The 24,047-nt window shown below is 50.8% G+C and carries 22 protein-coding genes and 1 tRNA gene; 7 read left to right on the forward strand and 16 right to left on the reverse strand.

Going from position 1 to position 24,047, the window contains the following annotated elements:
* Nucleotides 1-21 precede the first annotated feature (21 nt).
* The gene (locus C5O22_RS01990; RefSeq protein ID WP_132779524.1) at nt 22-939 is read right to left on the reverse strand and encodes an Hsp33 family molecular chaperone HslO; all 918 of its coding nucleotides are present in this window, start codon (nt 937-939) and stop codon (nt 22-24) included.
* 44 nt (nt 940-983) lie between these two features.
* Here C5O22_RS01990 and C5O22_RS01995 point away from each other — a divergent pair, with 44 nt between their 5' ends.
* Nucleotides 984-1,853, forward strand: a complete 870-nt coding sequence (locus tag C5O22_RS01995) for a M28 family peptidase (RefSeq protein ID WP_132779525.1) — start codon at nt 984-986, stop codon at nt 1,851-1,853.
* Here C5O22_RS01995 and C5O22_RS02000 read toward each other — a convergent pair.
* The 3 genes from C5O22_RS02000 to C5O22_RS02010 form a co-directional block, all read right to left on the reverse strand.
* The gene (locus tag C5O22_RS02000) at nt 1,848-3,677 is read right to left on the reverse strand and encodes a methyl-accepting chemotaxis protein (protein ID WP_132779526.1); all 1,830 of its coding nucleotides are present in this window, start codon (nt 3,675-3,677) and stop codon (nt 1,848-1,850) included. The genes C5O22_RS01995 and C5O22_RS02000 overlap by 6 nt on opposite strands.
* A 299-nt stretch (nt 3,678-3,976) precedes the next feature.
* Nucleotides 3,977-5,560, reverse strand: coding sequence for a glucose-6-phosphate isomerase (locus C5O22_RS02005; protein WP_132779527.1), 1,584 nt, complete (start codon nt 5,558-5,560; stop codon nt 3,977-3,979).
* A 196-nt stretch (nt 5,561-5,756) separates the two neighbouring features.
* Nucleotides 5,757-6,230 carry an arginine repressor gene (locus C5O22_RS02010; RefSeq protein ID WP_132779528.1) on the reverse strand — a complete coding sequence of 158 codons (474 nt, stop codon included), beginning with the start codon at nt 6,228-6,230 and terminating at the stop codon, nt 5,757-5,759.
* Nucleotides 6,231-6,430: 200 nt separating this feature from the next.
* Here C5O22_RS02010 and C5O22_RS02015 point away from each other — a divergent pair, with 200 nt between their 5' ends.
* Entirely contained in the window at nt 6,431-7,924 is a 1,494-nt protein-coding gene (locus C5O22_RS02015) for a flagellar assembly protein A (RefSeq protein WP_132779529.1), read from the forward strand.
* Between the two features lie 161 nt (nt 7,925-8,085).
* Complete coding sequence (locus tag C5O22_RS02020; protein WP_132779530.1) at nt 8,086-8,607, forward strand: NINE protein; 522 nt, start codon at nt 8,086-8,088, stop codon at nt 8,605-8,607.
* Nucleotides 8,608-8,786: 179 nt separating this feature from the next.
* Here C5O22_RS02020 and C5O22_RS02025 read toward each other — a convergent pair whose 3' ends face one another.
* Genes C5O22_RS02025 through C5O22_RS02040 form a run of 4 tightly spaced genes read right to left on the reverse strand, consistent with a single transcriptional unit; the run spans nt 8,787 to nt 13,396 of the window.
* The gene (locus C5O22_RS02025) at nt 8,787-11,228 is read right to left on the reverse strand and encodes an endonuclease MutS2 (protein ID WP_132779531.1); all 2,442 of its coding nucleotides are present in this window, start codon (nt 11,226-11,228) and stop codon (nt 8,787-8,789) included.
* A 9-nt stretch (nt 11,229-11,237) separates the two neighbouring features.
* Nucleotides 11,238-12,194 (reverse strand): ribosome small subunit-dependent GTPase A, encoded by a 957-nt coding sequence (gene rsgA / locus C5O22_RS02030; protein ID WP_243692847.1) that lies wholly within the window; start codon nt 12,192-12,194, stop codon nt 11,238-11,240.
* Nucleotides 12,185-13,072: a glutamate racemase gene (murI, locus tag C5O22_RS02035; RefSeq protein ID WP_132779532.1), complete on the reverse strand. Its 888-nt coding sequence runs from the start codon at nt 13,070-13,072 to the stop codon at nt 12,185-12,187. Before murI ends, rsgA begins: the two co-directional genes overlap by 10 nt.
* A 24-nt stretch (nt 13,073-13,096) precedes the next feature.
* Nucleotides 13,097-13,396, reverse strand: coding sequence for a hypothetical protein (locus tag C5O22_RS02040; protein WP_207895328.1), 300 nt, complete (start codon nt 13,394-13,396; stop codon nt 13,097-13,099).
* A 76-nt stretch (nt 13,397-13,472) separates the two neighbouring features.
* On the opposite strand from C5O22_RS02040, the gene C5O22_RS02045 reads away from it, so the two are divergent.
* Nucleotides 13,473-14,066, forward strand: a complete 594-nt coding sequence (locus C5O22_RS02045; protein WP_132779533.1) for a pentapeptide repeat-containing protein — start codon at nt 13,473-13,475, stop codon at nt 14,064-14,066.
* On the forward strand, nt 14,063-14,683 hold the full coding sequence (locus C5O22_RS02050; RefSeq protein ID WP_132779534.1) for an MBL fold metallo-hydrolase: 621 nt from the start codon (nt 14,063-14,065) through the stop codon (nt 14,681-14,683). Before C5O22_RS02045 ends, C5O22_RS02050 begins: the two co-directional genes overlap by 4 nt.
* A gap of 40 nt (nt 14,684-14,723) precedes the next feature.
* Here C5O22_RS02050 and C5O22_RS02055 read toward each other — a convergent pair whose 3' ends face one another.
* Nucleotides 14,724-16,436, reverse strand: coding sequence for a hypothetical protein (locus C5O22_RS02055; RefSeq protein ID WP_132779535.1), 1,713 nt, complete (start codon nt 16,434-16,436; stop codon nt 14,724-14,726).
* Nucleotides 16,437-16,457: 21 nt separating this feature from the next.
* On the reverse strand, nt 16,458-17,240 hold the full coding sequence (locus C5O22_RS02060; RefSeq protein ID WP_132779536.1) for a DUF4037 domain-containing protein: 783 nt from the start codon (nt 17,238-17,240) through the stop codon (nt 16,458-16,460).
* A gap of 61 nt (nt 17,241-17,301) precedes the next feature.
* Between C5O22_RS02060 and C5O22_RS02065 the strand changes: the two genes are divergently transcribed.
* Nucleotides 17,302-17,994: a hypothetical protein gene (locus C5O22_RS02065; RefSeq protein ID WP_132779537.1), complete on the forward strand. Its 693-nt coding sequence runs from the start codon at nt 17,302-17,304 to the stop codon at nt 17,992-17,994.
* Nucleotides 17,995-18,030: 36 nt separating this feature from the next.
* Complete coding sequence (locus tag C5O22_RS02070; protein WP_132779538.1) at nt 18,031-18,360, forward strand: DUF167 domain-containing protein; 330 nt, start codon at nt 18,031-18,033, stop codon at nt 18,358-18,360.
* A gap of 22 nt (nt 18,361-18,382) precedes the next feature.
* Here C5O22_RS02070 and C5O22_RS02075 read toward each other — a convergent pair whose 3' ends face one another.
* From C5O22_RS02075 to mtaB, 6 genes are all read right to left on the reverse strand, one after another.
* Nucleotides 18,383-18,907 carry an O-acetyl-ADP-ribose deacetylase gene (locus C5O22_RS02075; protein ID WP_132779539.1) on the reverse strand — a complete coding sequence of 175 codons (525 nt, stop codon included), beginning with the start codon at nt 18,905-18,907 and terminating at the stop codon, nt 18,383-18,385.
* A complete protein-coding gene (locus C5O22_RS02080; RefSeq protein WP_132779540.1) occupies nt 18,876-20,147 on the reverse strand; it encodes a PAS domain-containing sensor histidine kinase in 1,272 nt (423 codons plus the stop codon). Before C5O22_RS02080 ends, C5O22_RS02075 begins: the two co-directional genes overlap by 32 nt.
* 210 nt (nt 20,148-20,357) lie before the next feature.
* A tRNA-Lys gene (locus tag C5O22_RS02085) sits at nt 20,358-20,430 on the reverse strand.
* Between the two features lie 109 nt (nt 20,431-20,539).
* Entirely contained in the window at nt 20,540-21,730 is a 1,191-nt protein-coding gene (locus C5O22_RS02090; RefSeq protein ID WP_132779541.1) for a porin family protein, read from the reverse strand.
* A gap of 46 nt (nt 21,731-21,776) precedes the next feature.
* Entirely contained in the window at nt 21,777-22,517 is a 741-nt protein-coding gene (locus tag C5O22_RS02095) for a hypothetical protein (RefSeq protein WP_132779542.1), read from the reverse strand.
* A gap of 33 nt (nt 22,518-22,550) precedes the next feature.
* Nucleotides 22,551-24,047: a tRNA (N(6)-L-threonylcarbamoyladenosine(37)-C(2))-methylthiotransferase MtaB gene (gene mtaB, locus C5O22_RS02100; protein ID WP_132779543.1), complete on the reverse strand. Its 1,497-nt coding sequence runs from the start codon at nt 24,045-24,047 to the stop codon at nt 22,551-22,553.

Consider the following 24,047-nt stretch of genomic DNA (forward strand, 5'->3'; position numbering starts at 1 on the left):
AAAGGGCTCCCGGTAGCATACTCAAAGGATATCCGCTTCGTTAAAATAATAGCGACTATTGCAGTAATGGCACACCACTTCCACCGGCAGGGGTCCCTCTTTAACCATAGTATGGCGTTCCTCCGGTGGCATAGTGCGAATAAATTGTAAAAACCGCTGGGCCGAACAATCACAGAAAAACTGCACCTGACCAGGGGGAAACAAAACCGGCTCAAAGGCGGAAAACCAGGTCATGAGGAGTTCGTTGCTGCTCCGACCTTCACCAAACCAGTTCCCCAGGCTGGGGAGTTCCCGAAGGCGATCCTCCGTGTCTTCCATGTCAAGGTCTAGAGCTCCGGGCATGGCCTGCATAAAAAGGCCCCCTGCACCCCAGAGTCGTCCTTCGGTATCAAAGGAGACACTTACCATACAGGCCGTTTTTGTTTGTTCGGAACGAAGAAAATAGACCGTCAGGTCTTCCGCAATACGGCCATGTACCAGGGGAACATGCCCCGTATACAGGGTTCCCGTGGGATCCTTTCGAATGACCTGGAGAGTTCCCTGGCCTATGAAGGGCTTAAGATCAAAACTTTCCAAGGGTTTATCGAGACGGATGGAAGGATTATACAAATAACCGCGGACCTTTCCATCCCAGCTGGTTTCGGTAGCAAAACCCCGGAGGACCCCCGTACAATCCATTTTAAGGGAGGCCCTCATGCCTTCTTTGAGGGTAGTAGAAAGAAGTACCGTAGAAAGCAGGGCCTGTCCAAGGGCTACCGTCTCGAGAATTCCGAGGCCATGATTTGCCTGAGCCTGGGCCACAAGATGGGTCCCCGAAACAAGGGCCCCCCGAATACTGCCCGATAAGAGGGTAAAGCGACACACCTCATCGGAAGGGATAGCCTCCAGATGGGTTTTAACAAATGCATTGTCTATAGGAGCAACAACCATGATTTCCATCCATACCCCTTTCTTCTCCCTTCGTCAAGCACTATGATAGAACCATGTGGGATCACTGGGAAGAAACTTTTAAGGTGTTTACCACCCCTGGTCAGGATAGGTTTCGGGTACTACAGAATCTTTTAGAACATCTAGGTCTCGAGAGTCGTAGCTGTACCATCGCCTCAGCGACCCATCTTATTCTTGGACCGGGTACGACAGAACCGCTGGTGCACAAAAATCCCACGGTGCTTATCGCCCATTACGATTGCGTGGAAGGGAGTCCCGGGGCAAACGACAATGGGGCAGCGGTCTTTGCCCTCATAGAAACGGCTCGACAATTGAAAAAAGAGGGGGTCCCCGACTGGTACATCATCTTTACCGATAAGGAAGAACGAATACAGGGAAGTGGGTATCACAGTCAGGGGGCCTATACTCTTTCCCTGGGACTAAAATCTATCGGCCTCCAGAGGGCCCGGTACTTCATTTTTGATGTGTGCGGGCGGGGAGATACCCTCATTTTTTCTACCACCCTCGATAAACTCCTTGCCCAACACCCCCAGCTCAGAAAAAAATCTCTGCACCGGGCCACGGTAGAACTTCGCCAGCGGGCCCTCGAAGCGGCCAAAAACATAGGATATACCCATATCCTCTTAGTCCCCACCCCTTTTTCCGATGACCTGGGTTTTGCGGCCACAGGCATTGCCGCCCAGACTATCACCGTCCTTCCCCGGAAAGAGGCGAATACCCTTTTGCAACATTCTCGACGGTCTGACCCAGGTCCTGTAGGCCCCAGGACTGACAAAAATCAACGCACCGCTTATCCAGAAACCTGGCACTACATCAACAGCGCCCTGGATACCGTAGATACCCTTACTCCTGCTATTTTGCCGGTCATATCCCGTTTTGCTTACGACCTCTGCCTACACTCATGAAGGTTTCTTTGCGACATCCTCTTCTTCATCAATTTTGAAGAAGGAAATTTCCTCTTCCAGCTGGCGGGCCTGAGAAGATAGCTCCTCTGCCATGGAAGCCAGTTCTTCTGAAGCGCTGGCGTTATGCTGAATCACCTGGTCTAGTTGAAGAATCGCCGCGTTAATCTGCTCTATCCCGGTGTTTTGTTCTTTGCTGGAAGCACTTATTTCCTGCACCAGTTCGGCGGTCTTCCGTATGTCCGGAACAATCCGGGAAATAAGGGACCCCGCTTCATCGGCGGTAAGCACACTCTTACGGGTAAGCTCGCTAATTTCGGCCGCCGCCTGCTGGCTCCGTTCTGCCAGTTTTCGCACTTCCCCAGCCACTACGGCAAAACCTTTGCCGGATTCGCCAGCCCGGGCGGCTTCGATGGCGGCATTTAAGGCAAGAAGGTTCGTCTGCCGGGCAATTTCCTCGATAATAGAAATCTTCTCGGCAATTTGCTTCATCGCTTCCACGGTCCGAGAAACCGCCTGTCCACCCGCTTCCGCATCCTGGGCTGTTCGCTGAGCGATAGCTTCAGTTTGCAGGGCGTTATCCGCATTCTGCCGAACGGTGGAATTCATCTCTTCCATAGAGCTGGATATTTCTTCGGCACTGGCCGCTTGTTCTGTGGCCCCCTGACTTAATTCCTGGGCCGTGGAACTAATTTCGTTACTGCCCACCGATACTTGCTGAATAGAAGAACGGATACCTTCGATAATCCGAAGAAGGTGTTCCTTCATGTCCTTTATCGATCGGAGAAGATCCCCAATCTCATCGTTTCGGGTAAGGTACCGCTCAGCCACCGTAAGTTGTAAATTCCCGGAGGCAATCTCTTTAGTGTATGCTGCAGCCCGGAGCACCGGCGTACTAAAGGAACGACCAATAAGAAACGTCAGGATAGAAGAAAAAGCCAGCCCCCCCACCCCAATGATAACCAAGAGGAAGGAGAACCGATACAGGGGCTGATAGATATCCGATAGGGGGCCCATGCTTACCACCCGCCAGGGCGTATTCTTGATGTGCACTGATACCACATACTGTGATGTTTCAGGAACAATAGTATAAAAATCATTTTCTGAAAGGATAGATTGTTGATATTTTTTTAAATATCCTTCGGCAAAAATATTCTCCTTAAGGATGTTTTCGGTTTTTTCATGGGTAATGAAACGCCCCTGGGGATCAATCAGGTAGGTGGTTCCCCCGGCGGAGATCTTCTTTGCCCCCACGATGGTCTTTACATCATCGAGGATCACATCCAGACCTACCACTCCTTTATCTCGCCCCTCCTGATCCTTTACCCGCTGAGAAATCGACACTACCAATTTATTGGTTATAAGGTCCACATAGGGGTCGCTACATACCCATGAAGAGGTTGCGAGGGCTGCTTTAAACCAGGGACGGACCGTCTGATCGTAATCCGCCGGAGGTTTCCACCCGCTTGACTCCAATACTTTGCCTCCAGTTTTATATGGAATCATTCCCATAAAATAAATAGAAGACAGGTCCTCATCGGCCTTCTGAAGAGCGGCTAATACGGCCCGAGCCGGTGTATCCTGAATCTCACCATAGGCAAAAAGGGTAACCAAATCCTCGACTACCTTAGCTTTTGCTTCTATCCATCGGCTCAGTTCTTCTTCAATAAGGCGAACCGTAAGGCGGGATTTCTCCTCTAATTCTTTATCCAGATTCTGCTTAAAGACGATATATACCGTCGCGGAAACAAGACCCACGAGGAGCACCAACAAGAAAATGCTTAATCCTATAAGGCGTGTAGCCATCCCAATCTTGCGCTTTTCCATAGGGAACCCCCCTTTATCATACTCTCCTAGTATAAAACATCCTACGAAAAAGCGCAAAAAATAGTGGTTTTAGTGATCCGGCAGAAGCTTTTTCTTTCCCCCATGGAAAGGCCTTTTGCCGGCGCAGGGCTTTCTTTCTCTATACGGCAGGGGCCTTCTCCCTGTGGAAGGCCCCTCGTTCTCCAGGATGAAACCACCTTCAGCACCGGATAAAGGTGGGGGTCCGGCTATGCCGGAGATATTCAAAAAATAGTGAAAGAGGTCTCGAGAAATGTACAGGCCTGCACCGGCGGTACCACTTATATGCCCAACAGCCCTGCGTAGGCATCAAGGGCCCCATCCCCCGAAGAATGGGAGAGGACCTTCTTGGTAAGCACCTTCCCTAGCTGCACCCCTTCCTGATCAAAACTATTCAGATTCCAGATAAAGCCCTGGAACATCACTTTATTTTCGAAGTGAGCAAGCAGGGCCCCTAGCGCCCGGGGAGTCAGGAGTTCTCCGTAGATTAAGCTCGAAGGCCGACCGCCGGGGAAATGCTTATTTGCATTTTCATCCTTTTTCCCCTTGGCAAAGGCCACAATCTGGGCAATAAGGTTGGCCTTAAGCTTTGTCTGGCTCGTAGAACCATCCACCTCCACATCGTCCTGTCGCTGGCTTTGCATGAAACCAATGAATTGAAGGGGAATAATGTCGGTTCCCTGATGCAGTAGCTGATAAAAGGAGTGCTGCCCATTGGTTCCCGGCTCGCCAAACACCACCGGTCCGGTACCATAGGAGAGGGGCTCTCCCCGGCGATTTACCCGCTTTCCGTTCGATTCCATATCTAACTGTTGAAGATGGGCGGGGAAACGGGAGAGGGCCTGACTGTAGGGCAACACGGCCGTACAGGGCCAGCCGAGGGAATTCCGCTCCCACACACCGATAAGGGCATCAAGAAGTGATGGGTTCCGTCGGATATCCCGTTCCAGGGCCAGCCGATCTGCTTCATGGGCTCCCGCAAGCAGTTCTGCAAAGACCTCCGGCCCAAAGGCAAGGGATAAAATCACCCCTCCTACCGCAGAGGTCGAAGAATAACGGCCTCCAATAAAGTCATCAATATAGAACGAATCCAGATACCCCGGGTTATGGGCTAAAGGACTGGTTTCACTCGTGACGGCCACCATGTGGCGAGCGGGGTTAAGACCGGCCTTTTGCAACTTTGCTTTTACAAAGAGTTCATTCGCCAGTGTTTCCTGGGTGGTACCGCTTTTTGAAACCAGCACAAAAAGGGTCGTCGCCAGGTCAAGCTGGGACACCACCTGGGAAGCATCGTCAGGGTCCACGTTAGAAATAAAGAGGGCCTTCATTTTTTGCTTTCCTCGGCTTTCTGCCCAGTTTTCCAGGGCCAGATACAACGCCCGGGGACCTAAATCGGACCCCCCAATGCCAATCTGCACCACCGTTTTAAAGGGTTGATTCGTGGAACCCCGGATTTCTCCCCGGTGGACCCTTTCTGCAAAGGCAGAAAAACGCTGGCGCTGCTCCGCGTAGAACTCGCCGAGGTCTTTTCCTTCGTGGATTACCGGTTTTCCCAGTTGGCCCCGAACCAGATGGTGGAGCACCCGCCGTTGTTCTCCCGTGTTCATGAGTTCCCCATCTAAAAGGGCCTGGTATTTTTCGATACATTGCTGTTCATCCGAAAGCTGCTGCAACGTCTGAAGGAGTTCTTCATCCACCGCTTTGGCCGCATAGTTATAGGTAAGCCCCCCACCCACGCTGACCTGATAGGAACGCACCCGTTCCGCTGTCAAATGGGTGCCAAAATCAAAGGTCCGAAGGCGTTGCACCTGGCCCTGGAGCCTCTGATACACCGTCGTTTCATCAAGATTACGATACTGAATCATAAAGCACTCCTCTTCTCCACAATATTTTATTTTTAAAAAAACTCGCCCCGAGGGCCTTCATCGTTCCTCAGTAACGACGGATCCTCCCCTGACCCATCGGACCGTTATAACAAAAAACAAAAGATAGACGAAAAGTCTTCTTGATGTCCCTTAACAGTATATAATTTTGGCTTTCTTTTCCAGAGACCCTGATCGCTTAATCTTCAAGCTCGGGGATTTTTTCCTTCATCCGGGCAAGGAATTCTTCCCCCGTCACGCCCTCTCGCAGACAAACAAAGACCGTATTATCCCGGCCCGCAATGGTACCGAGGACCTCATCAAGGGCCAAATTATCCACCGCTAAAGCCACCGAATCGGAATGGCCCGAATAGGTTCGAATCACCACCATATTTCCGGACCAATCAATAGAAATATAGCCCCGCAGAAAATCGTTGATGTAGGTTCGCTCACTTTCTTGCCGTTCATCTTCTCCTGGTAGGGTATAGACATACCCATTATGACCATCCGAGATTTTTCCTACCTTAAGAAGCTTAAGATCCCGAGAAAGGGTGGCCTGGGTTACCTGGAACCCTTCTTTTTGAAGGTATCCGAGAAGAATTTCCTGGGATTCTATCCGATATGTTTTAATGAGTTTTCGTATCGCCTTGAGCCGTGCAAGCCGTTCTTTCACCTGGCACTCCGCAACTACCCTTCGAATATTTATACTTCAGAACTGTATAAACATACACAAAAATAGGTTTCTTGACAAGGGTTAGTATAGGTTTTTGATATTGTTAAAAAATATTCACCCCGACACTATCCGATAATTCCCAATGTATCGTTTCCCTTATTCTATACCCTTAGTTTGCCGATATAGAGACCAGGGAATCTATGGGAACTCCTCAAAAATCAGAAAAACAGCCACCATCTCAGGACTCACAGGAACAAAAGAAGGGATCTGAAGGATCGGCGCCCAAAACAGAGGAAGAGCTTCGGGCTACCATTACGGGGATCCATCAAAATGATGGCACGATGGTGATCACCATCTCAGAAGACCACCTTTCAGCCCGGGCTGATTTTTATCCTCCCCTGGGAGACGGGAATCCCCTCAACCCCGACTATATTGCAGCCATGCTTGAAAAACTTTCCATTATCTATGGTATCCGATGGGACGCTATTCAGGAAGCGGCTCTTGAATGCAACCTGAACAGAAAGATCATAAAGGATGTCCTGATTGCCCAGGGGGACAGCCCGGTAGAAGAAATCCTGCCCTACTTTGAACTGGATAGCCGGTTTAAGAGTTCCACCCCCACCTATCGAGAAGAGGGGGGCCGGGTAGACTATCGGGCCATCTCTCATTTTTTCGTGGTAAAAAAAGACGAATGCATCGCCCATTATAAAGAAAAGGTCCCAGGGAAAGAAGGAAAAGATATCCACGGGAAAACCATCCCCATGCCAATCCGAAAAATGGAGTCCATCGTACCGGGGAAAAATACCAAACAGACCACCGACGGCATCGTGGCCACAGTGGATGGACGGCTTTCTATTAATGGCAATGAAGTTTTGGTAGAAGAGGTCCTGCAACTGAAAGGAAATGTAGGCTATGGGACAGGACATATCATTTTTCCCGGCGATGTGATCCTGGAAGGGGAAGTCTCCGATGGCTTCAAAGTGTACGCCGGAGGGTCTATCACCGCAAAACAAACCCTGGACGCCACCGATGTGGTTGCGAAGAAAGACCTGGTCGTTGCCGGCGGCATCATCGGGCGCGGGAACGGGGTAGTCAAAGTAGGGGGAAACCTCCGGGCCCGTTTTATTCAAAATTGCTACATTTTGTCTCGCGGAACCGTATGGGTAAGTGGGGCCATCGTGAATTCCCGGGTCTACAGCATGGATCGTATAGATCTGGGAGATAAGGGTAAGATTCTCGGCGGAGAACTCTATGCCATCCATGGGATCCGGGCCGAATCTATCGGGCGAGAAGGCGGCCGGGTCACCAGGATTCACTGCGGCATCGATTTTATTTCTCAACAAGAATTAGATAAACATAATGAAAGTCTGCGGCTTTTGGCGGGGAAAATAAAAAAGGTTCAGGAGGTTCTTAAAAATCCTGAGATTCCAGGGGAACAGAAAAAACGATTCCTTCTGTATTTACAAAAACTGCAGGAAGAACAGGGAAAGCTCCAGAACCGTATTGTAGAACTCTTACCCAAAATTAACGCGGACGAACAGGCGATGATAGAAATTTTTGGGTCCGTCGCAGAAGGAACGATCATCGAAATTTGTCATGTAGCCCTTTTCATCGAAAAACCCTTGAAAAAAGTACGGTTTCGCCTGAACAAGCAGGAAGGGAAGCTGGTATCCGAACCGTTAAAAGAACGGTAAAACGCCATCTTTATAGGTCCCCGTTACAGGCCGAAACCCTTGTCCCTTTAAGAAAATCCTGACAGTAAGGCCCTCGCAAAAAAAGCGGCCCGTTACGGTTCCCCGTAACTTGTCCTCTCTACGGCGAACATGATAGTATAGATACAGAGAGGTGTTGGCCTGTGTATAATCTTTTTATCGCCTACCTGTTGTGGTTCCTGTCTGGTTTTGGAGCCTTGGGATTCCATCGCTTTTATCTCGGAAAGATACCCACCGGGCTTCTGTGGATGTGTACGGGGGGTCTGGGGATGGTCGGTGCCATCTACGACTTTTTTACCCTGCCCGCCCAAGTGGCCGAGGCAAACATGAAACTTGCCCTCCAGGAAAGACAGGGGTCTTATCCAGGACCAGGGGGTTATACAAGCGGAGGCTGGCGCTATGCGGAGGATGCAGAGGCAAGAATCGTTAAAAAGGAAAGCCTTGAACGGGTTATTCTCCGGGTGGCCAAGGCAAACAAGGGGCTTGCTACGGCAAGCGAAGTGGCTTTAGAAGCGGACATTCCCCTTGAAGAGGCCAAGGCAGCTCTGGAAAAGCTGGTTGATAAGGGCTTTGCGGAACTGCGGGTTAAGAATAATGGCACCCTGGTATATGCCTTCCCCGACTTAATGGATCCCAAAGCATCCTACGAGGATCTTTCATTTTAAAACCGTCAATGTTGGTTATCTGAGGGCTACCGAACTCTTATCCGGGGGATCGAAGGGAGAGCCCGGGGAGGCGAGAAGAGAGGAATCTTCCGGCGCTGAGCAATTGAGAAGGAGCAAGCCCCTTTCATGCTTCGCCAGCCAGTTTTGGCATGAGGATAGCTCCCGCCAGGCAGCGGGTATCATCGTTTTAAGAGCACCACCGTCTTTCCAAAACCACCCTGCTCGGGGTGAGCAAAAGCAAAGGAAGCTACCAGGGGATGGTTTCTTAAGTAGTCCTGAACACCCTTCTGGAGAATTCCTTCTCCCTTCCCGTGAATTATAGAGAATTCCGAAAGCCCCGCCAGGGCAGCCCCCTGGATTTGCCGTTCCACCGCATCAAGGGCTTCGTCAAGCCGCATACCCCGCAGATTCAACTCCAGCACCGGTGGCGGCCTATCATCCCGCAGTTCTACCTGAGCGGCAACGGGTAAGCGCTGTTTTTCTTTTTCCTCTTTTATTGGTACGATGGAGCCTTCCTCTACCGTGATTTTTACGGCCCCCACTGCCACGACCCAGCGTTTTTCCCCCTTTCGGGAATGGCCGGCCTCTCGCACCAGTTCTCCCCGTTGTTTCGCCGGTAACACCAGGACCGCCATCCCCGGTTGCAAGGAAGATTTCTTTTCAGAGCCCTTTCCTTCCCCCGAAGATACCGTCCCTTCTTCTGGAGAACTCGCCTCACGCTCCCGCTGCAATTCCTCATGCTCCGCTTCATAGGACAGGACTTCTTTTTCAAGATGTTCCTCCAGGGATGCGAGGAATTCCTTTACCTGACGGGTTTTTTCTCTGGTAAGTTCCCCTTCCCGGATCTCGCGAACCAGGTTTTCCAGGGTTTTTCGGCTTTCCTGGAGAAAACGCTGGAGGGCCGATAAATCCTCTGAACGACGGAGGAGCTCCGCTTGTTTGAGTTTTAGGGACCTGAGGTCCACCCTTCGCCGTTCTTCCCATAAAAGGGCCTGTTCTTTCTGCAGCTCCTGCCGCAGGGCTTCTACCTCTCGATGCTTTTCTTTAAGCCCCACAATAAGATGGGCCACATCGGTCCGCTCTTCCTCTATGTAGTGGCGGGCCTGCTCCACAATTTCCCGGGGAATACCGTTGCGAAGCGCAATGTCCAGGGCCCGACTTTCGCCGGGTATTCCCATGAGAATGCGGTAGGTAGGGGAGAGGGTGGTACTATCAAATTCCACGGAGGCGTTCTCCACCCCCTCATGGGTATACCCATAATTTTTAAGCACCCCATGATGGGTGGTCACGAGGAGCCGGGCCTTTAGCTGCACCAGATAATCCATGAGGGCCATCGCCAGGGCGCCCCCTTCTTCGGGGTCCGTACCAGCCCCCAGTTCATCAAGAAGAATTAAACTGGAAGCGGTAGCCTTCTCGAGGATTCCCGCAATATTCACCATATGGGCAGAAAAGGTAGAAAGGGACTGACTTATGGACTGTTCATCGCCGACATCAGCGTAGACCCCATCAAAAAGAGGAAGCTGGCTCCCCTCTGCGGCGGGAATGGCAAGGCCATATTGATTCATGAGAGCACAGAGCCCCACCGTCTTAAGGGTTACGGTTTTTCCTCCCGTGTTCGGGCCCGTAATAATCACCGCCCGGATCCCCTCCCGGAAGGCTATATCGATGGGAACCGCCCGGCTCCCCAACAGGGGATGTCGGGCCTGACGCAAAACGAGGGGCCCCTGCTCCCCCGGGCTTTCCTCTGCAAACACCCCCCTGCTCTCCCGGCTATACCGCGAACGGGCCCGGAGGGTTTCCAGATACAAAAATTGACGGTGAAACAGTGCAAGGCTTTCCTGATAGGGGGCTATTCGCTGGGTAAGTTCCCGGAAGATGCGATGGATCTCTGCCTCTAGCCGTTGCTGCTCCAGGACGATCTGATTATTCTTTTCCACAATATCCAGGGGCTCGATAAAAACGGTCTGTCCTGTGCCACTGACCTCATGGACAATCCCCTTGATTCGTCCCCGAAAATTTGCCTTTAGGGCAAGCACAATCCGGCCATCCCGCTGGGAGGGGAGCTCCGATTGGAGCATCCGCCGGATCTCTTCGTTAGTGGTGTACGATCGAACTCGCTGGTCCAATTCCCGGGAAAGCCGCCCGATATTTTCCCGGATCATGCGTAATTCGGGGAGATCCCGCAGGTTCCCATCCCGATCGAGGATCTTGAAAATCTGTTCCTCCACGGGTTTACAATCCGGTAAGGAGGTCACTAAGGGCCAGAGGGGCGAATCGGGATATTCTTCAAGGGCCTTATAAAGCCATTTTCGAACCCCTTCGGCCCGATACAGAAACAGCCCCAGGGCATAGGCTTCTTCTATCTCCAGGGAAACGCCCTCCCTTGCCAGCTTGGCAAGGATCGAACCGATCGAGGGAAGGGTTTCCCTCGGTTCTTCGCCCAGTCGGTCCACCGCAGCCCCAAGGTGGGCTACCATGGTCTTTAGGTTTCGTACCGCTTCCCAGTCCAGGAGGGGTTGTTGTTCCATGACAAGGGCCGCCGCTTCTTCACTGTCGCACCGTTCGGCTACCCGCCGCTGGATCACCTCAAATTCTAAGATTCGTATCGTCCGTTCATTCATACTGTCTCGTTATAGGTTCTCGTAGGAACTACGCTCCGTAAGCTCTTGCACAATACTCTGAAAACTTTCGTAGCGATCCTCATGGATATAGCCCGCATCCAGGGCTTCTAAAATTTTACAGCCCACTTCAAACCGATGGGAACAGGAGAGTCCATAGGAACACTGACCGACAAGGGGCGCAAATTCCTTAAAATACAGGGCTACCTCTCTACTGGTAATGCCGTCGATCGTAAGCCGTCGAATGCCAGGGGTATCAAGGACCCAAAAGGAATGACCCCCATAGGTGCAGAGGATCATCTGAGCCATGGTAGTGGTGTGGGAACCCCGCTGGTACTTTGCTGAAAGGGCCCCTACTTTTAACGGAGGAGAGGCCCCCAGGGCGTTAATAAGGCTCGATTTTCCCACCCCCGATTGTCCGACAAGAAGGACCCGTTTCCCCTGCCAGTGACGGGTAAGTTCTTCAAGCCCTGCCCCACTGAGGGCTGAAACTCGAAACACCGGATAGCCTATGCGAACAAAATCACTGAGTCGTTCTTCCATATCAAGGAGAACACCCTGGTCTCGGAGCTCTTGATCCGTCTTATTTAGGATAATGGCTGCCGGAACATGGGCTATCTCCGCCTGAACCAGGACCCGATCGATAAAGCGGGGACGAAAGGGGGGCTCCTCGGCGGTGGTGACACAGCACAAAAGATCGATATTTGCGGCTATCACCTGGGGGGCATCCCCCTTCTGGTTAAAGCGGGTAAAAACGGTGCTTCGAGGCAACAGTTCAAGGATACGGCCCCGTCCGTCAGGAGAGGTCACCTCAAAAACAACCCGATCGCCCGGAGCAAGGGGGTTGTAAAATCCCTGGGAGGCCTTAAGGATCTTTCCCTTTATTTCACACATAACCCGTTCCCCTTCATCGCTTTCTACGAGGAACGAATTTTTAGAACAGCGAAGCACCATCCCCGTTAACGCCACGGCTCTCTCCTAAAGTTGTACAACCGCATCAAAGAGGACCAGCCAGCATCTAAGTCCTGACTCCCCGTAACCACAAGTCTATCAGGGGGAACAGAAAAGGGAAACGAACGGTGGGGTTGCGCTTCCCCTGCAGAAAGGACCTCTGAAACCATGGAGTTTCCCGTACCTTCTCCAGAAACCGACCGCTTCTCAGGTAACCCCATCCCCTTAAGAAGGGTAACCACCCGCTGGGCCACCCCATCCAGGGAATGGTAAATGGCAAGCTCCGGAGGAGCAAGGGCCTGAAATTCTTCGAGCAAAAATAGAAAATGGGTGCATCCCAATACCAGCCCGTCGCACCCCGCCTCAAGGCTCTGGACGAGGTAGGGACGGACCATTTCTTCCCGCATCGTTTTTGAAGCATGCACATACTCCCGTTCCACAAACTGCACCAGTTCAGGAGCTCCCTGCCCTATAACAGCACACTGAGCATTAAACTGTCTTGCCAGATCGTAAATATACGGATCCTGCACGGTCCGCTCAGTGGCCAGCACCAGGACGCGGTTTTTCTGAGTTGCCAGCACGGCAGGTTTAACCGCCGGCACGGTTCCCACAAAGGTAAGGCCAGGGAAAGAACTGCGAAGATATCCAAGGCTTGTTACCGAGGCGGTATTGCAGGCCAGGACCACCAGGGCTGGATCATAGCGAGTTACCAGTTGTTCCACCAGCTTTGCGAGAAGAGATGAAAGAAGCTCCTTCTCTTTTGGCCCATAGGGAAAATTTGCTCGATCCGCCACATATATCACAGGGTAGGTGGGCATACTTTTTTTAAAACTTTCATAATAGGGTAAGCCTCCCACACCCGAATCAATAAAAATTACCGGTTTATGCTGATTCATAGGTATTGCATGCTCACAGGCTTTTTACGATTCGTCATTAAAGAGTCGCAAAAAAGTATCCCGGGCCGAACGTTCCTGAGAACGACGGTGCAGGTCTCCCTCATGGCCAGTACGCAGGGCCTGATGGACCCGAAACCAATCACAGAAATTGGCCCGTTCTTTGTCTGCTGGCATCTCTGCCTGGCTTTCCCGGCAAGAAGCAGAAGCACTATCATAAAAAGCACAGTTCCGACAACAGCGAAGATCCCGTCCACAGGAATCGCATCGTTCTGAACGACCTACGGGATCCGGTAAACTAATAGGACTTCCACAGTACCAGCACATAGCAGGTATGATACTCCGGGCCGACAATTATCGCAAGGCCCTTGCATGAGGAGAGCACACCCTTTATTATATTTCTATGTTTTCACTTATTCCCTGTGTGGCAGGCTGTGGCCAGGCGGCCCTTTCAGGAGCAAAGACCTGTGCGCTCCATTCGATGAATCAAGAACTGGAAACCCTCCGATTTCTTCAAATTTTTCAGCAACAAAGGACTATTAAAGACTTAAATTTAGCGGGGCTTACCTTTGAAGCGGTGGATTTTTCCCAGAAACGTTTTTTTGGATGTAATTTTTCTCATGCCCGCTTTATTCGCTGTATCTTCTCCGGCGTGTTCGTTCGGATGAGTTTTTTTGATTTTGTTGAATGTCTCGAATGTGACTTTTCCCATTCGGATATGCAGTTTGTATCCTTTGGAGGAAGCCATATTCAGGATTGCACCTTCGAGGGTTCTGAACTTGTCCACGTAAACTTCGGAGGTTCCCGGATTACCGATTGTACCTTTAATAATTCGAACCTATATAACAGCCGCTTTGTTAACGCAAACCTTCGCTCGGTAGACTTCATCGATTGTAATATAAAAAAGACCTTCTTCGTTCGGGCCATGCAAGAGGGAGTCTCGTTCCGATCCTCCAATACGGCAGAAGCGGTGTTCGAACTGGGAGAAGGCCTATGAAAGTATACTTTCATTTTTGTCTTCCCTCCTTTACGAATTGCTACATTTTAGGAACAGAAGAAGGGGACGCTTCTCCCGGGGCTCTTATTATCGATCCAGGTTGTATCGCGGAGGATATTATCAATTTCCTGGAAGACCACTCGTACCCTCTCCTTGCCACACTCCTTACCCATGACCACAGCGGGCACTGTCAGGGGTTACGTACCCTCCGAAGGATATATGAGTTTCCAGTCTATGCGGTAAATCATGAAATAGGAGAGATTGCCACCCAGGTTATTCATGATGGGGATATCCTTTCCATAGGGCCCTTTAAGGTAGAAGTTATTTCCATCCCCGGTCATTCTTCAGATTCGGTGGTGTACAAGATTGGCCATTTTCTTTTTACCGGGGATGTTCTTTCGGCGGGTCTTACGGGAAGCACCTTAAGTTCCTATGGGCAAACCATTCAGATTAATGCTCTTCAGAGTAAAATCCTTTCTCTTCCAGGGGATTATCAGATTTTTCCCGGCCATGGGCCACCAACGACCCTTGCAACAGAACGACAGTACAACATAGGGTTTGACCGTAGAAATCATTCCCCGTTGGGCCGCTCCCCATGGCTACGGGAATTTTTGTAAGCCCCTGATAACGTCTCTTGTGTTTCCCGGTTACGGACTATTACTCCCGGCGAATCGTAAGGCGCCATACCTTACCTGCGGTAAGGCCATACCGTTCTTGCACAAAACGATTAAAAGCCTGAGCTTCGGCGGTAAATATGCGTCCTAAGAGGGGCCACGTACCTGATGTGGGGTGGCGGGGAGGTAAGAAGGAACGGCCCCAGCCAGTCTGGTATAACCGAGAGGGGAGTACCGTTCCAAAATAATGAAAAGTGGCAGCAAGGTTTTGTTGCAATACGTAGGCCATCAACTCATTCTTCATAAGATATTCATTCGTAGTATCATATTGCAAAGAATCGAGCGAAAAATAGCCGGTAAGAAATCGTTTTGCCCTGGAATCAAGGGATTTCCAGCGAGTTTCTGCAAACTTCTGAAATTCCGGATCAATAAAGAAAAGGCCATGAAAGCTTTCGTGAACCAAAAAAAGAATTCGCAGGTACTCCTCCGCCCCCCGAGCAATAGAGAGGACCGCACCTCTCCCAGGTACATAGGGAGAAAGGCCATCCCCTTTTTGAATGATTCCATTTGCCAAAAGGATTTCTTTTAGTTCCTTTTCCTCCTGGTTTAATGAGAAAGCGGCCTCTGCTGCTACAGAAAAAAACTGAGCCAAATCTTCAGCGCGATAGTCATGGGCATTCCAGCCTCGGAATTCTTCTATTTCTTCATTGTTCCACAGTTTTCCCCGGAACCCCTTTTTTTCCACAAAAAAGGCAAGCCGTTTAAAAAAACGATCCTGAAGGGCATAACTTGCCATGTCAAAAATAAGGATAGAAGGATAGCGGTCCCAAGAAAAAAGCTCATATCGGGGGTCTCGCCATCGGTTCTGGTGGTACGCAAGAATCACCGCGGGATCCACCGAAAGAGGACGAGGAAGAGGAACTCCTCCACTCCGGATCATCAGGCATGAGGGGGCCTGTGAAGCAGTATAAACAATAGGGGAAGGTTCTTCTGGCAAGGCTCCCCAGGGAATAAAAAAAGAACCAGCCCCCTCGTACTGAAAAGAATCCACCTGCAGCTTCCCCCCCACTGACGGTTCTTGGTGAACCTCAACTTCCTGGGGCCCCAGACAGTGATATTCTTTTGGAAGCCGGATAACAAAAGAAGGGCCCTCTCGGGAAACAAAGGGAGAAAAGAAAAGGGTTTGTCCTTCCTGTTTAAAACCAAACCACCGGGGCACAAGCCGGATTCCCCTTATTTTTAACTTCTCTGCAGAAAGAAAGGCCCCATCCCGAAAAGGAGCAACCCGTACTGTAAGATGCGTAAGGATTCCGGGCCTAAGAGGGATAGCGTATTGAATGGAAGTTATCAATGCTGAGCCTTGCCGGGAAGTATCAAAATCCAACGGCAATTCCCAAAAGACCCGGGCATCGCCAGCCTTAAGAGAAACCAGTCCCGCTCGGCCCCCTTGCGTTTCACGAGGAGTGTTTTGTTTTTCTGTCTTTTCCCGATAAGAATATTCCAGGGTATATTCAATTTCTATACTGAGATTCTCCGTTACCGTATAAGGTTGTTGGAGCGTCCAGACATATTCTCCCGGTTGAGCAAGAGAAATAGTTCCCTCCCTTAGTTCTAAGGCCGCAGAGTCCCGGGTATGGGAGATAAGCGAAATAGGCCCTGCCTCTGTCTCGAGGGTAAAGGGCAAAAAAACCGTCTGACTACAGGCACTTTCTACCGAAAGGGCGAGGACCAGGAGAAAAACCAGGCCTACTCTCATACGCCCTTACCTCTCGTCTTGTTATGGTAACGCTATAATAGAACGGGCAATGAGTTGGGCCACGGAATAACGCCGTTCCGGCGTAATGGATGGCTCATTCCGTAAAAAACTTTCGAATCGGCCTGCAAATTCCGCCGGGAGCACCGGGAGCTTTACCACTTCTTCGTAATAATATTTATGGGAGGGTTCAAATCGATGATTTATACAGAAGAGAACCGCACAGGCGCTCCGAATAAAGCCAGCGGCAGAAATAAGATAATAAAAGTCATCATTTTGTAAGAGAGCTGCCCCTAAATCGCTTAAAAAATGTTCCATTTTGGATTGATAGCTTTCCCGCATTTCTCGCCAGAAGGGTTCACTCAAACTGGTAAGGCGGCTCCGAAGACTTTCTATCCAGGGGGTTCGCTCGAATAATACCTCCCCATGGGTAAGCCGGTAAAACCCATAGGTACCGCTGTCTTTGATAAGCCAAAGGTTCTCCGGATGAGCGGTAGCAATATCCACCAATTCTTCTATTTTATTTTTATTTTTGAATTCAATCCGTACGGGTAACGAATTCAGAATAAACCGATCCTTATTTTGCTGAGCAGAGGTTTCAAAGGCCGCTACCTGGGACCCATACAAACCCTGGCGCTCCGCTGGCGGAGGAACCTGATCCCGGTAATACACATCAAGGATAAGAGCAAAATAGGGATCCAAGACATCCGGCTGAGCAGCCTCATTTAAACAAATACACTCCACCGTAGGCCAGCTCGAAAGGGCCTTAACAAGATGATCACAGAGGAGCTTGGTCTTACGTTTCATGGGTCTTCCTTCCTTTCGGTAGTTCTGATACACTCTATCATGATTTTATTCTTTTGAGAATATGAAAAAGAGCCCTTTTGCAAAGAAGAGCATAGTACGCCTCTTGGTGCTTATTCCTCATCCAGACATCCAGCGAATTGCCCGCCAGTACAGCGGCGAGCTTTTAAGGGCAGGATGGAAAGGAGCCCGCCTTTTTCCTCCGGTCATCCCTCTTGCAGTCCTGGATAAGCCCATACCACTACTTCTGGTCCAGAAGGGAGCCCACAACCTCGCCTTCATACAGAATCAAGAAGCAGGAACGCCCTTTTTTTATCCCCGCCGGTGGGAGTCCCTTGCCATCACGCCCTTTCTCCATATCGGAGGAATTTCTTTTTCCCTACCTCCCATCGAAAAATGGCTTTCTCCCGGGCTCTATCAACAGGGGCTTTCTCCCCTTCTGGCCCTTAGCCTCTGTACCCAAGCTGCCGGGAAAACACTCCCGGAAAACCTTGCGCGGAGATTCGATACCTCTCTATCGCAACTCCGTTTTCGGGCCGCGGCCCTCGCCAACTGTGTGATCCACCTGAGTCAAATACCGGGCCAGCCCAATGCCCATGCGCGGAGAGAACCGGCGGAGGTATACTTCAACCTTCTGCCCCCTTTTTCCGTTGAACAGCCGGAAGAAAGAATACAGTGTTCGTATTCTTCCCGCTGGATAATAGGAAAGCCCTGCTGGCTTCCCAAGAAGCCTTCGATTGCCAGGGAATTCTCTTAGCCTTGAAGTATCAATATAGTTGTTAGGAGTCCTTTGATGAAGAGCTTTTACGAAATACAAGGGGAGTACATTCTTATTCACTGCAAAATAAACGCCGGAGCCTCCCATACGCAGATAATGAAACACGAACAGGGACGCCTGTATATTCGAGTGGCTGCGGCCCCCGAGGACGGCAAGGCTAATCGGGAGTTGCTCTCATTCCTTGCAAAAACCTTTCATTGCCCTAAAAGGAACATCTCTCTTATTCAGGGAGAGCGGAGCCCCCTTAAAACACTAGCCCTTCCCCTCTCATGCTTAGAAATCTGCAGGGAAATAGAAAAAAACACCGCCCCTACCCCGCCACCTGCCCATGCTGCCGACACCTGAAACCCTCTGGGGATTTTCGTTTTTATTGCATCAATGTTTGATAGATCCGATAATTTTCTTCATCGAAGCACACAAAAAATACTTCCTCCACCGTAGAACAAAGGGAGAGACCTTCCTGCACCGCCTTGAGAGCAATAGGGGCCGCCCGTTCTTTGGGGAAGCCATACACACCGGTGCTAATGTTGGGGAAGGCCACCGAACGGCACCCATGGCGCTCGGCCAATACCAGGGACTCCCGATAACAAGAAGCAAGGAGGGCATCCTCTTCCTGGTTTCCTCCCCGCCAGATGGGCCCCACCGTATGAATCACATAGCGACAGGGGAGCCTCCCCGCCCTGGTAATGACCGCCTTTCCCGGGGGACAGGGGCCATCCCGTTGCACAATGGCTCTGCACTCTTCTAATAGGGTAGGCCCCGCCGCTCGATGGATAGCCCCATCTACCCCGCCACCTCCCATGAGACCCGAATTAGCCGCATTCACAATAGCATCAACGGAAAGGGTGGTAATATCCCCTTTAATGAGACGAAGCTTTGTTTCTTTTGCCATACCTAACCCCTTCTAAGGGAATCTGGACTACCGCTGACGTTGTTTCTTGTTTTTCTATGACAGAGAAATTTCCTTTCAACTGATCTACCATCTGTTGCAGCAAGTAACGGCCAAAGCCGATACTTTCTCTTTTTTCTTCTCTTCCCTCTACTTTTGCTTTTTTATTAGTCACCGAGAGAAGCATAGTTCCCTTTTCAGTGGCCAGGGATACTTCAATAGAGCTGTTAGGGTCCCCATGTTTAAGGCCGTTGATGATAAGCTCATTCATGATGAGCCCTATGGTAGAAACGGCCTTTGGGGTTCCCCAGAGGGATTCCTTTGGCCCCATGAAATGGATAGTTCGGGAAGAAAGATGATATGCCTTATTAAGGGCATCACACACCTGACGGAGATAGGAAAACAACTCAATCGTTTGTCCCCCTTGATGCTGATATAACAGATCATACAGACTTCCCACCGTTTCGATCCGGGATTGTAGTTCCTGAAGTGCCGTTTCCACCAGGGGATGTTCTGCTTCAGCTATTTGAAGGGACACAAAGCTGGATAAGGTAGTAAAGGAGTTTTTAAGGCGATGTTGCAATTCTCGGTACAAAAGGTGCCGTTCCCGCTCGCGCTGTTCTTTTACAAGGAACAAAACCAGAAACACAAAGACCAGGACCGCCACAACCACCAGAAGAATGAACAATCGCTGATTCCGAGAACGGACCAGAAGGATCTCTTCCGTTTTTTGACGAACCAAGGCATTTAACCGTTGCTGATACAGTACAGAGTCTTCCCGGGCCAGCATCTTTCCCGTTGCATCATGCACAATAGAAAGGAGCAACATCTTCTGCTTCGCCGGGGAATAGACCGGAGAGGAATACACTTCGACGGTTCGAATTTCTCCAGAGGCAAGCCGATGGGGAAACACAAAGTAATTCCGTTCTTCCTGAACGGCCTTTTTTCGCTCCTGGGCAATTTCTTCCGGATTTAGCACATTGATCTCATCTATCTTCATGGTAAGCAGTTTTTCCCGGGGATAGCCATAAAAACGCACCGCCGCTTCATTGGCATTTTCTATGGCCCCCGTATCAGGGTCGATAAGGAGCATGATGGCCACATGATCTTTTAGATAATCAAAAAGAAGCTGCTGTCCAGAAAGAAAAGAGGGAGCCCCCCCTAGTAAAAAGAAGGTCAAACCAATCCTCACAAGGTTTACCCATCCCTTCTTTTTGAGGAAGGTAAACAAAAAAATAGTCATGCTTACATAGTACGCTGTTTTTTAAAAAACGCAAGAGAATCCGAAGAAGCCAAAAGGGATTGCACTTGGAAAGGCACTACAACGTTCCTGGGCTTCCATTCAAGGAACTTACAAAACTTTTCTATTATCAATCCGCCGGCTTACAGGACAAAAAATAAAAAAGGCCCCTTTAGGGCCTTTTATTCCACTGACCAACTATGGTGATAGTCCTGAGCTGCACTGGATTCGAACCAGTGACCCACGCCTTAAAAGGGCGTTGCTCTACCTACTGAGCTAGCAGCCCATGTAGGCAGTACCATACCGAAATTACTAACTTTGGTCAAGCCCCCACGGTACCTTTCTCCGGAAGAAACGGGATACCGAGGGGACAACCGGGTCGCAGTAAAATTTACTCAATACCGGAAAAGCAGATTGAGGTCAACCCCATAGGTGGGCCGTACCCCCGGATCAAGGCCAAGCTCCACTCCCCGCATGGCAAGATCAAACCGCATAAAAGAAAAATCGATGCCAAGACCCAGGGCAGGGAGAGCATCGGCAATACCGGCTCGTAGTTGGAATACATCCAGCAGGGTCACTTCCATCCCAAGCCCAATATTTAAAATCGGATTCCGGGGAATGAGGGCAAGGAAAAGATCGAGCAGATCTCGGTAGTCCATATAAAATCGGACGCGGGTACTGTATCGTTCAAGGAAAGGAAAAGAGGGAGAAAGGGAAAGGCCCACATCAAACTCTGGTTTTATGGTCACATAGTCGGTAGCCAGGGAAGCATTTCCTTCTAAAAAGTTTTGCGTTGAGGTATAGCGATTCCGCAGGGCCGGAGAATACACGTCATGATAGGTAATTCCCAGGCGTATCCATTGCTCGTATTGGTACAATAATCCCAGATCGGCCCCCACTCCCATAAGCACATCCAGGGGTTTACTCGCAAAGATATTTCCACTAAAGAGGTCTTGCACCGAAAAGATAGAAGAAGAAAGGGGTATACTTCCCCGCACAAAACCCTTGGCAAGGAAGCCCCCGTCAAGAGTGTGGGCGTCCACTTTTATAAAACGGAAGGAATAGCCACCCACCACAAGGATATCCGCCGTCATAGCTCCTGCCACCGAAAGTCCCACTGTTTTAGCATCCAGCGAAACCCGATCAAAGAAACCAAAACCAAGCCCCTTCCCCACATACCCAAAGGAGAGGGGACCGGTAAGGGTTCCTCCTGTTGCAAGGCCCTGGGGGCCTACGATTCCCGAAAGGTCAAGAGAACCGGATCCCCCAAAATACCCCGTAAGGAGATCGAGAATATCAAAAATAGGTCCATATAAAGAAAGACTTACCTCCGCGGCGGACCATTCCTCGGGGCTTGCGAGAAAACCCGCGGGATTCGAAAAAAGGGTGCTAAAACCGTCGGTCATGGTGGTGTGGCGCCCCCCCAGGGCAGCCCACCGGGCATTACCGTAGGTAAAGCCAGAAACGGTTTCGGCGGTAAGAGATGGCGCAAAGAAAACCACCCCCAGCCCCATGAAGATCAGGGATAAAAAAGCTCTTTTTCTTACAGAGTTCTCTAGAGTTTTCCGTTTATAGATGTGCTTCATAGTTTCCCCCTTTCCTGGCCCATTCATCGGCAGCATTCCCTAGAAATCACTGAAGGTTAAAAAGATCAATAAAGGTATCGAGGAGATCCCCCGTCCCTCCGGAAGAGACCGCGGCGTTCACTAACGCCACTGCAATCGCCGCATTACCGGAAGCGGAACTTGGATCAAAACTAGAGATATAATTTTGAACGTCCCCCAAGGCCTGGGCTTCTGCGGCAACAAGGACTATCGCGGCAGCCACCAGATCTTCTGGTGTGGCGGCGGCCACAAAATCAGCATCCAGGGTTATAGATGTTCCCGAACCCGAATAGGGAATTATATCTGCCAGGGTCGCGGCCACTGACTGAAGGGTATCGAGTCCCGCCAGGGTGGCGCTTATTGTGTCCAAGAGGGCATTCTGGTCGATATTCTGTATATTATTGATATCGATGGTGCTCAGGGTTCCATACAGGGCGGTCGTAACCCCACTGGCGTTGGCCGCCACATCCAGGGCTGCCGCCTGAAGCGCCGCCGCATCCTCCGGGGAAGCTCCCGGGATAGCTGCGGCAATACTATCGAGTAAGGCCGCCGCGAGGTCAGGATTATCCGCCGTTTGTTGGGCGAGATCCCCCACATTCGCCGCCGTTACCGTGGGAATTAACGTCGCCGGGTCCCGGGCAGCCCAGGGGGCAAGGCTCGTGGTAAAGAACTGCCGGCATCCACTTGCCACACCTACCGCTATGACAATCACCAAGAATCCTATGGTCCACCCCTTCCCGCGAAGGGAAAAATATCCCTTTCCTTTCATACCCAAACCTCCGGGGAGTGCTATACCACATCCCTATTCAAGTATAACACAAATTCCCCGGCCGTCCACGCTGTCCTCCACAGAAAAGGAAGCTTCTTCCTCGGTAGACAGGGACAAGGAAGGGGGCCCTTCTGTATCGGCTTGTTGTTCCAGGAGAAAAAAGGAACGGGGCGGTACCTCTTGTTCCGGAACCGTGCCGGGGAGGGCTTGCCCTTCGATTCGACAGTAAAAGGCCTGCCCAGGATATAGGTGAGAAACGGAAGGGCTATCTTCAAGGAGCAAGCTGAGATAGTTTTCCGTAAGGGCCCGGTGGATCCCCCCACGGGAAGAGCCCTTTCCCTCATATACGGCCTTTACGGTGCGACCAAGCCACCGAGCAAGGTAGGCCTGCTTTGCCCTACGACTATAGCGTACCAGTGCATCCGTTCGTTGACGGGCCTCCCTTTCGGGAACCCGATGAGGTAATCGGGCCGCCTCCGTCCCCGGCCGGGGGGAAAACGGAAAGGCATGGACATAGGCAAACTCTAGGGATTGCAGGAGATCAACCGTAGCGGCAAAATCTTCCGCCGATTCACCGGGGAACCCCGTAATAATATCGCAGGCCAGGAAGGGATCCTCCTTTACCCGACGGAGTCGCTCTACCGCCTGAATAACAGAGGCCCGGTTATACCGTCGCCGCATGGCCGCAAGAATAGCATCACTGCCGGACTGGACAGAAAGATGAAAATGGGGCCGTATCCGGGGCTCTTGCAAAACCTCTGCAAAGGCTTCGGAAACTCCCTCTGGCTCCGTACTGGATAAGCGAAGGGCAATACGATGGGTATGGATAAGAAGATATTCTAAGAGCCCCCGGAGATCATACTTTTCGTCGTGGTACTGATTCAGGTTAACCCCCGTCAGGACCACCTCGCCAAAGCCCCGCCGTTCTAGCTCTTGAATTTCCTCCAGAACCCGGCTGACCGGTAAACTCTGACTTCTTCCCCGGGCCAGACGCACCCGACAAAAAGAACAGACATTATTACAGCCCTCTTGGATCTTTAAAAAAGGGCGGCTATGAAAAGAAAAATCCCGGACGTGAAAGGCAAAGGGATCCGAAGCCTCGTCAGCCTTTTCTTGAGCAAACCAGACAGAAAGGTGATGCCGGAGATCCTCCGAGGAACCGCCCGCATCGGCAAGATAGGCGGGCAACGAAAGAAGTCGATCCTTACTTATTCCAGGGATAACAAAGAGACGCCCCGCAAAGAGGGGATCCTCCCGTTGTAATTGTTCGATGGCGGCGGCCTCCATCTGGGCATAACAACCGGTAATAAGGAGCACCGCCTGAGGATAATCCCGCAGGGCCTTTCGTATAAGGCGGCGCGCCTTTTGTTCTGCCTTACTGGTTACCGTACAGGTATTCAGCACCTGGATATCCGCACCATTTCCCCAGGGAACGAGGGTAAAACCGGCATCCTGAAACGCTTCGGCGATAGCCTCTGTTTCTACCTGATTGAGTTTACACCCCAGGGTCTCAAAAGAAACGGTCCACAT

It is taken from the genome of Treponema sp. J25 (assembly GCF_004343725.1).
In the GTDB taxonomy this organism is placed as follows: Bacteria; Spirochaetota; Spirochaetia; order Treponematales; family Breznakiellaceae; genus J25.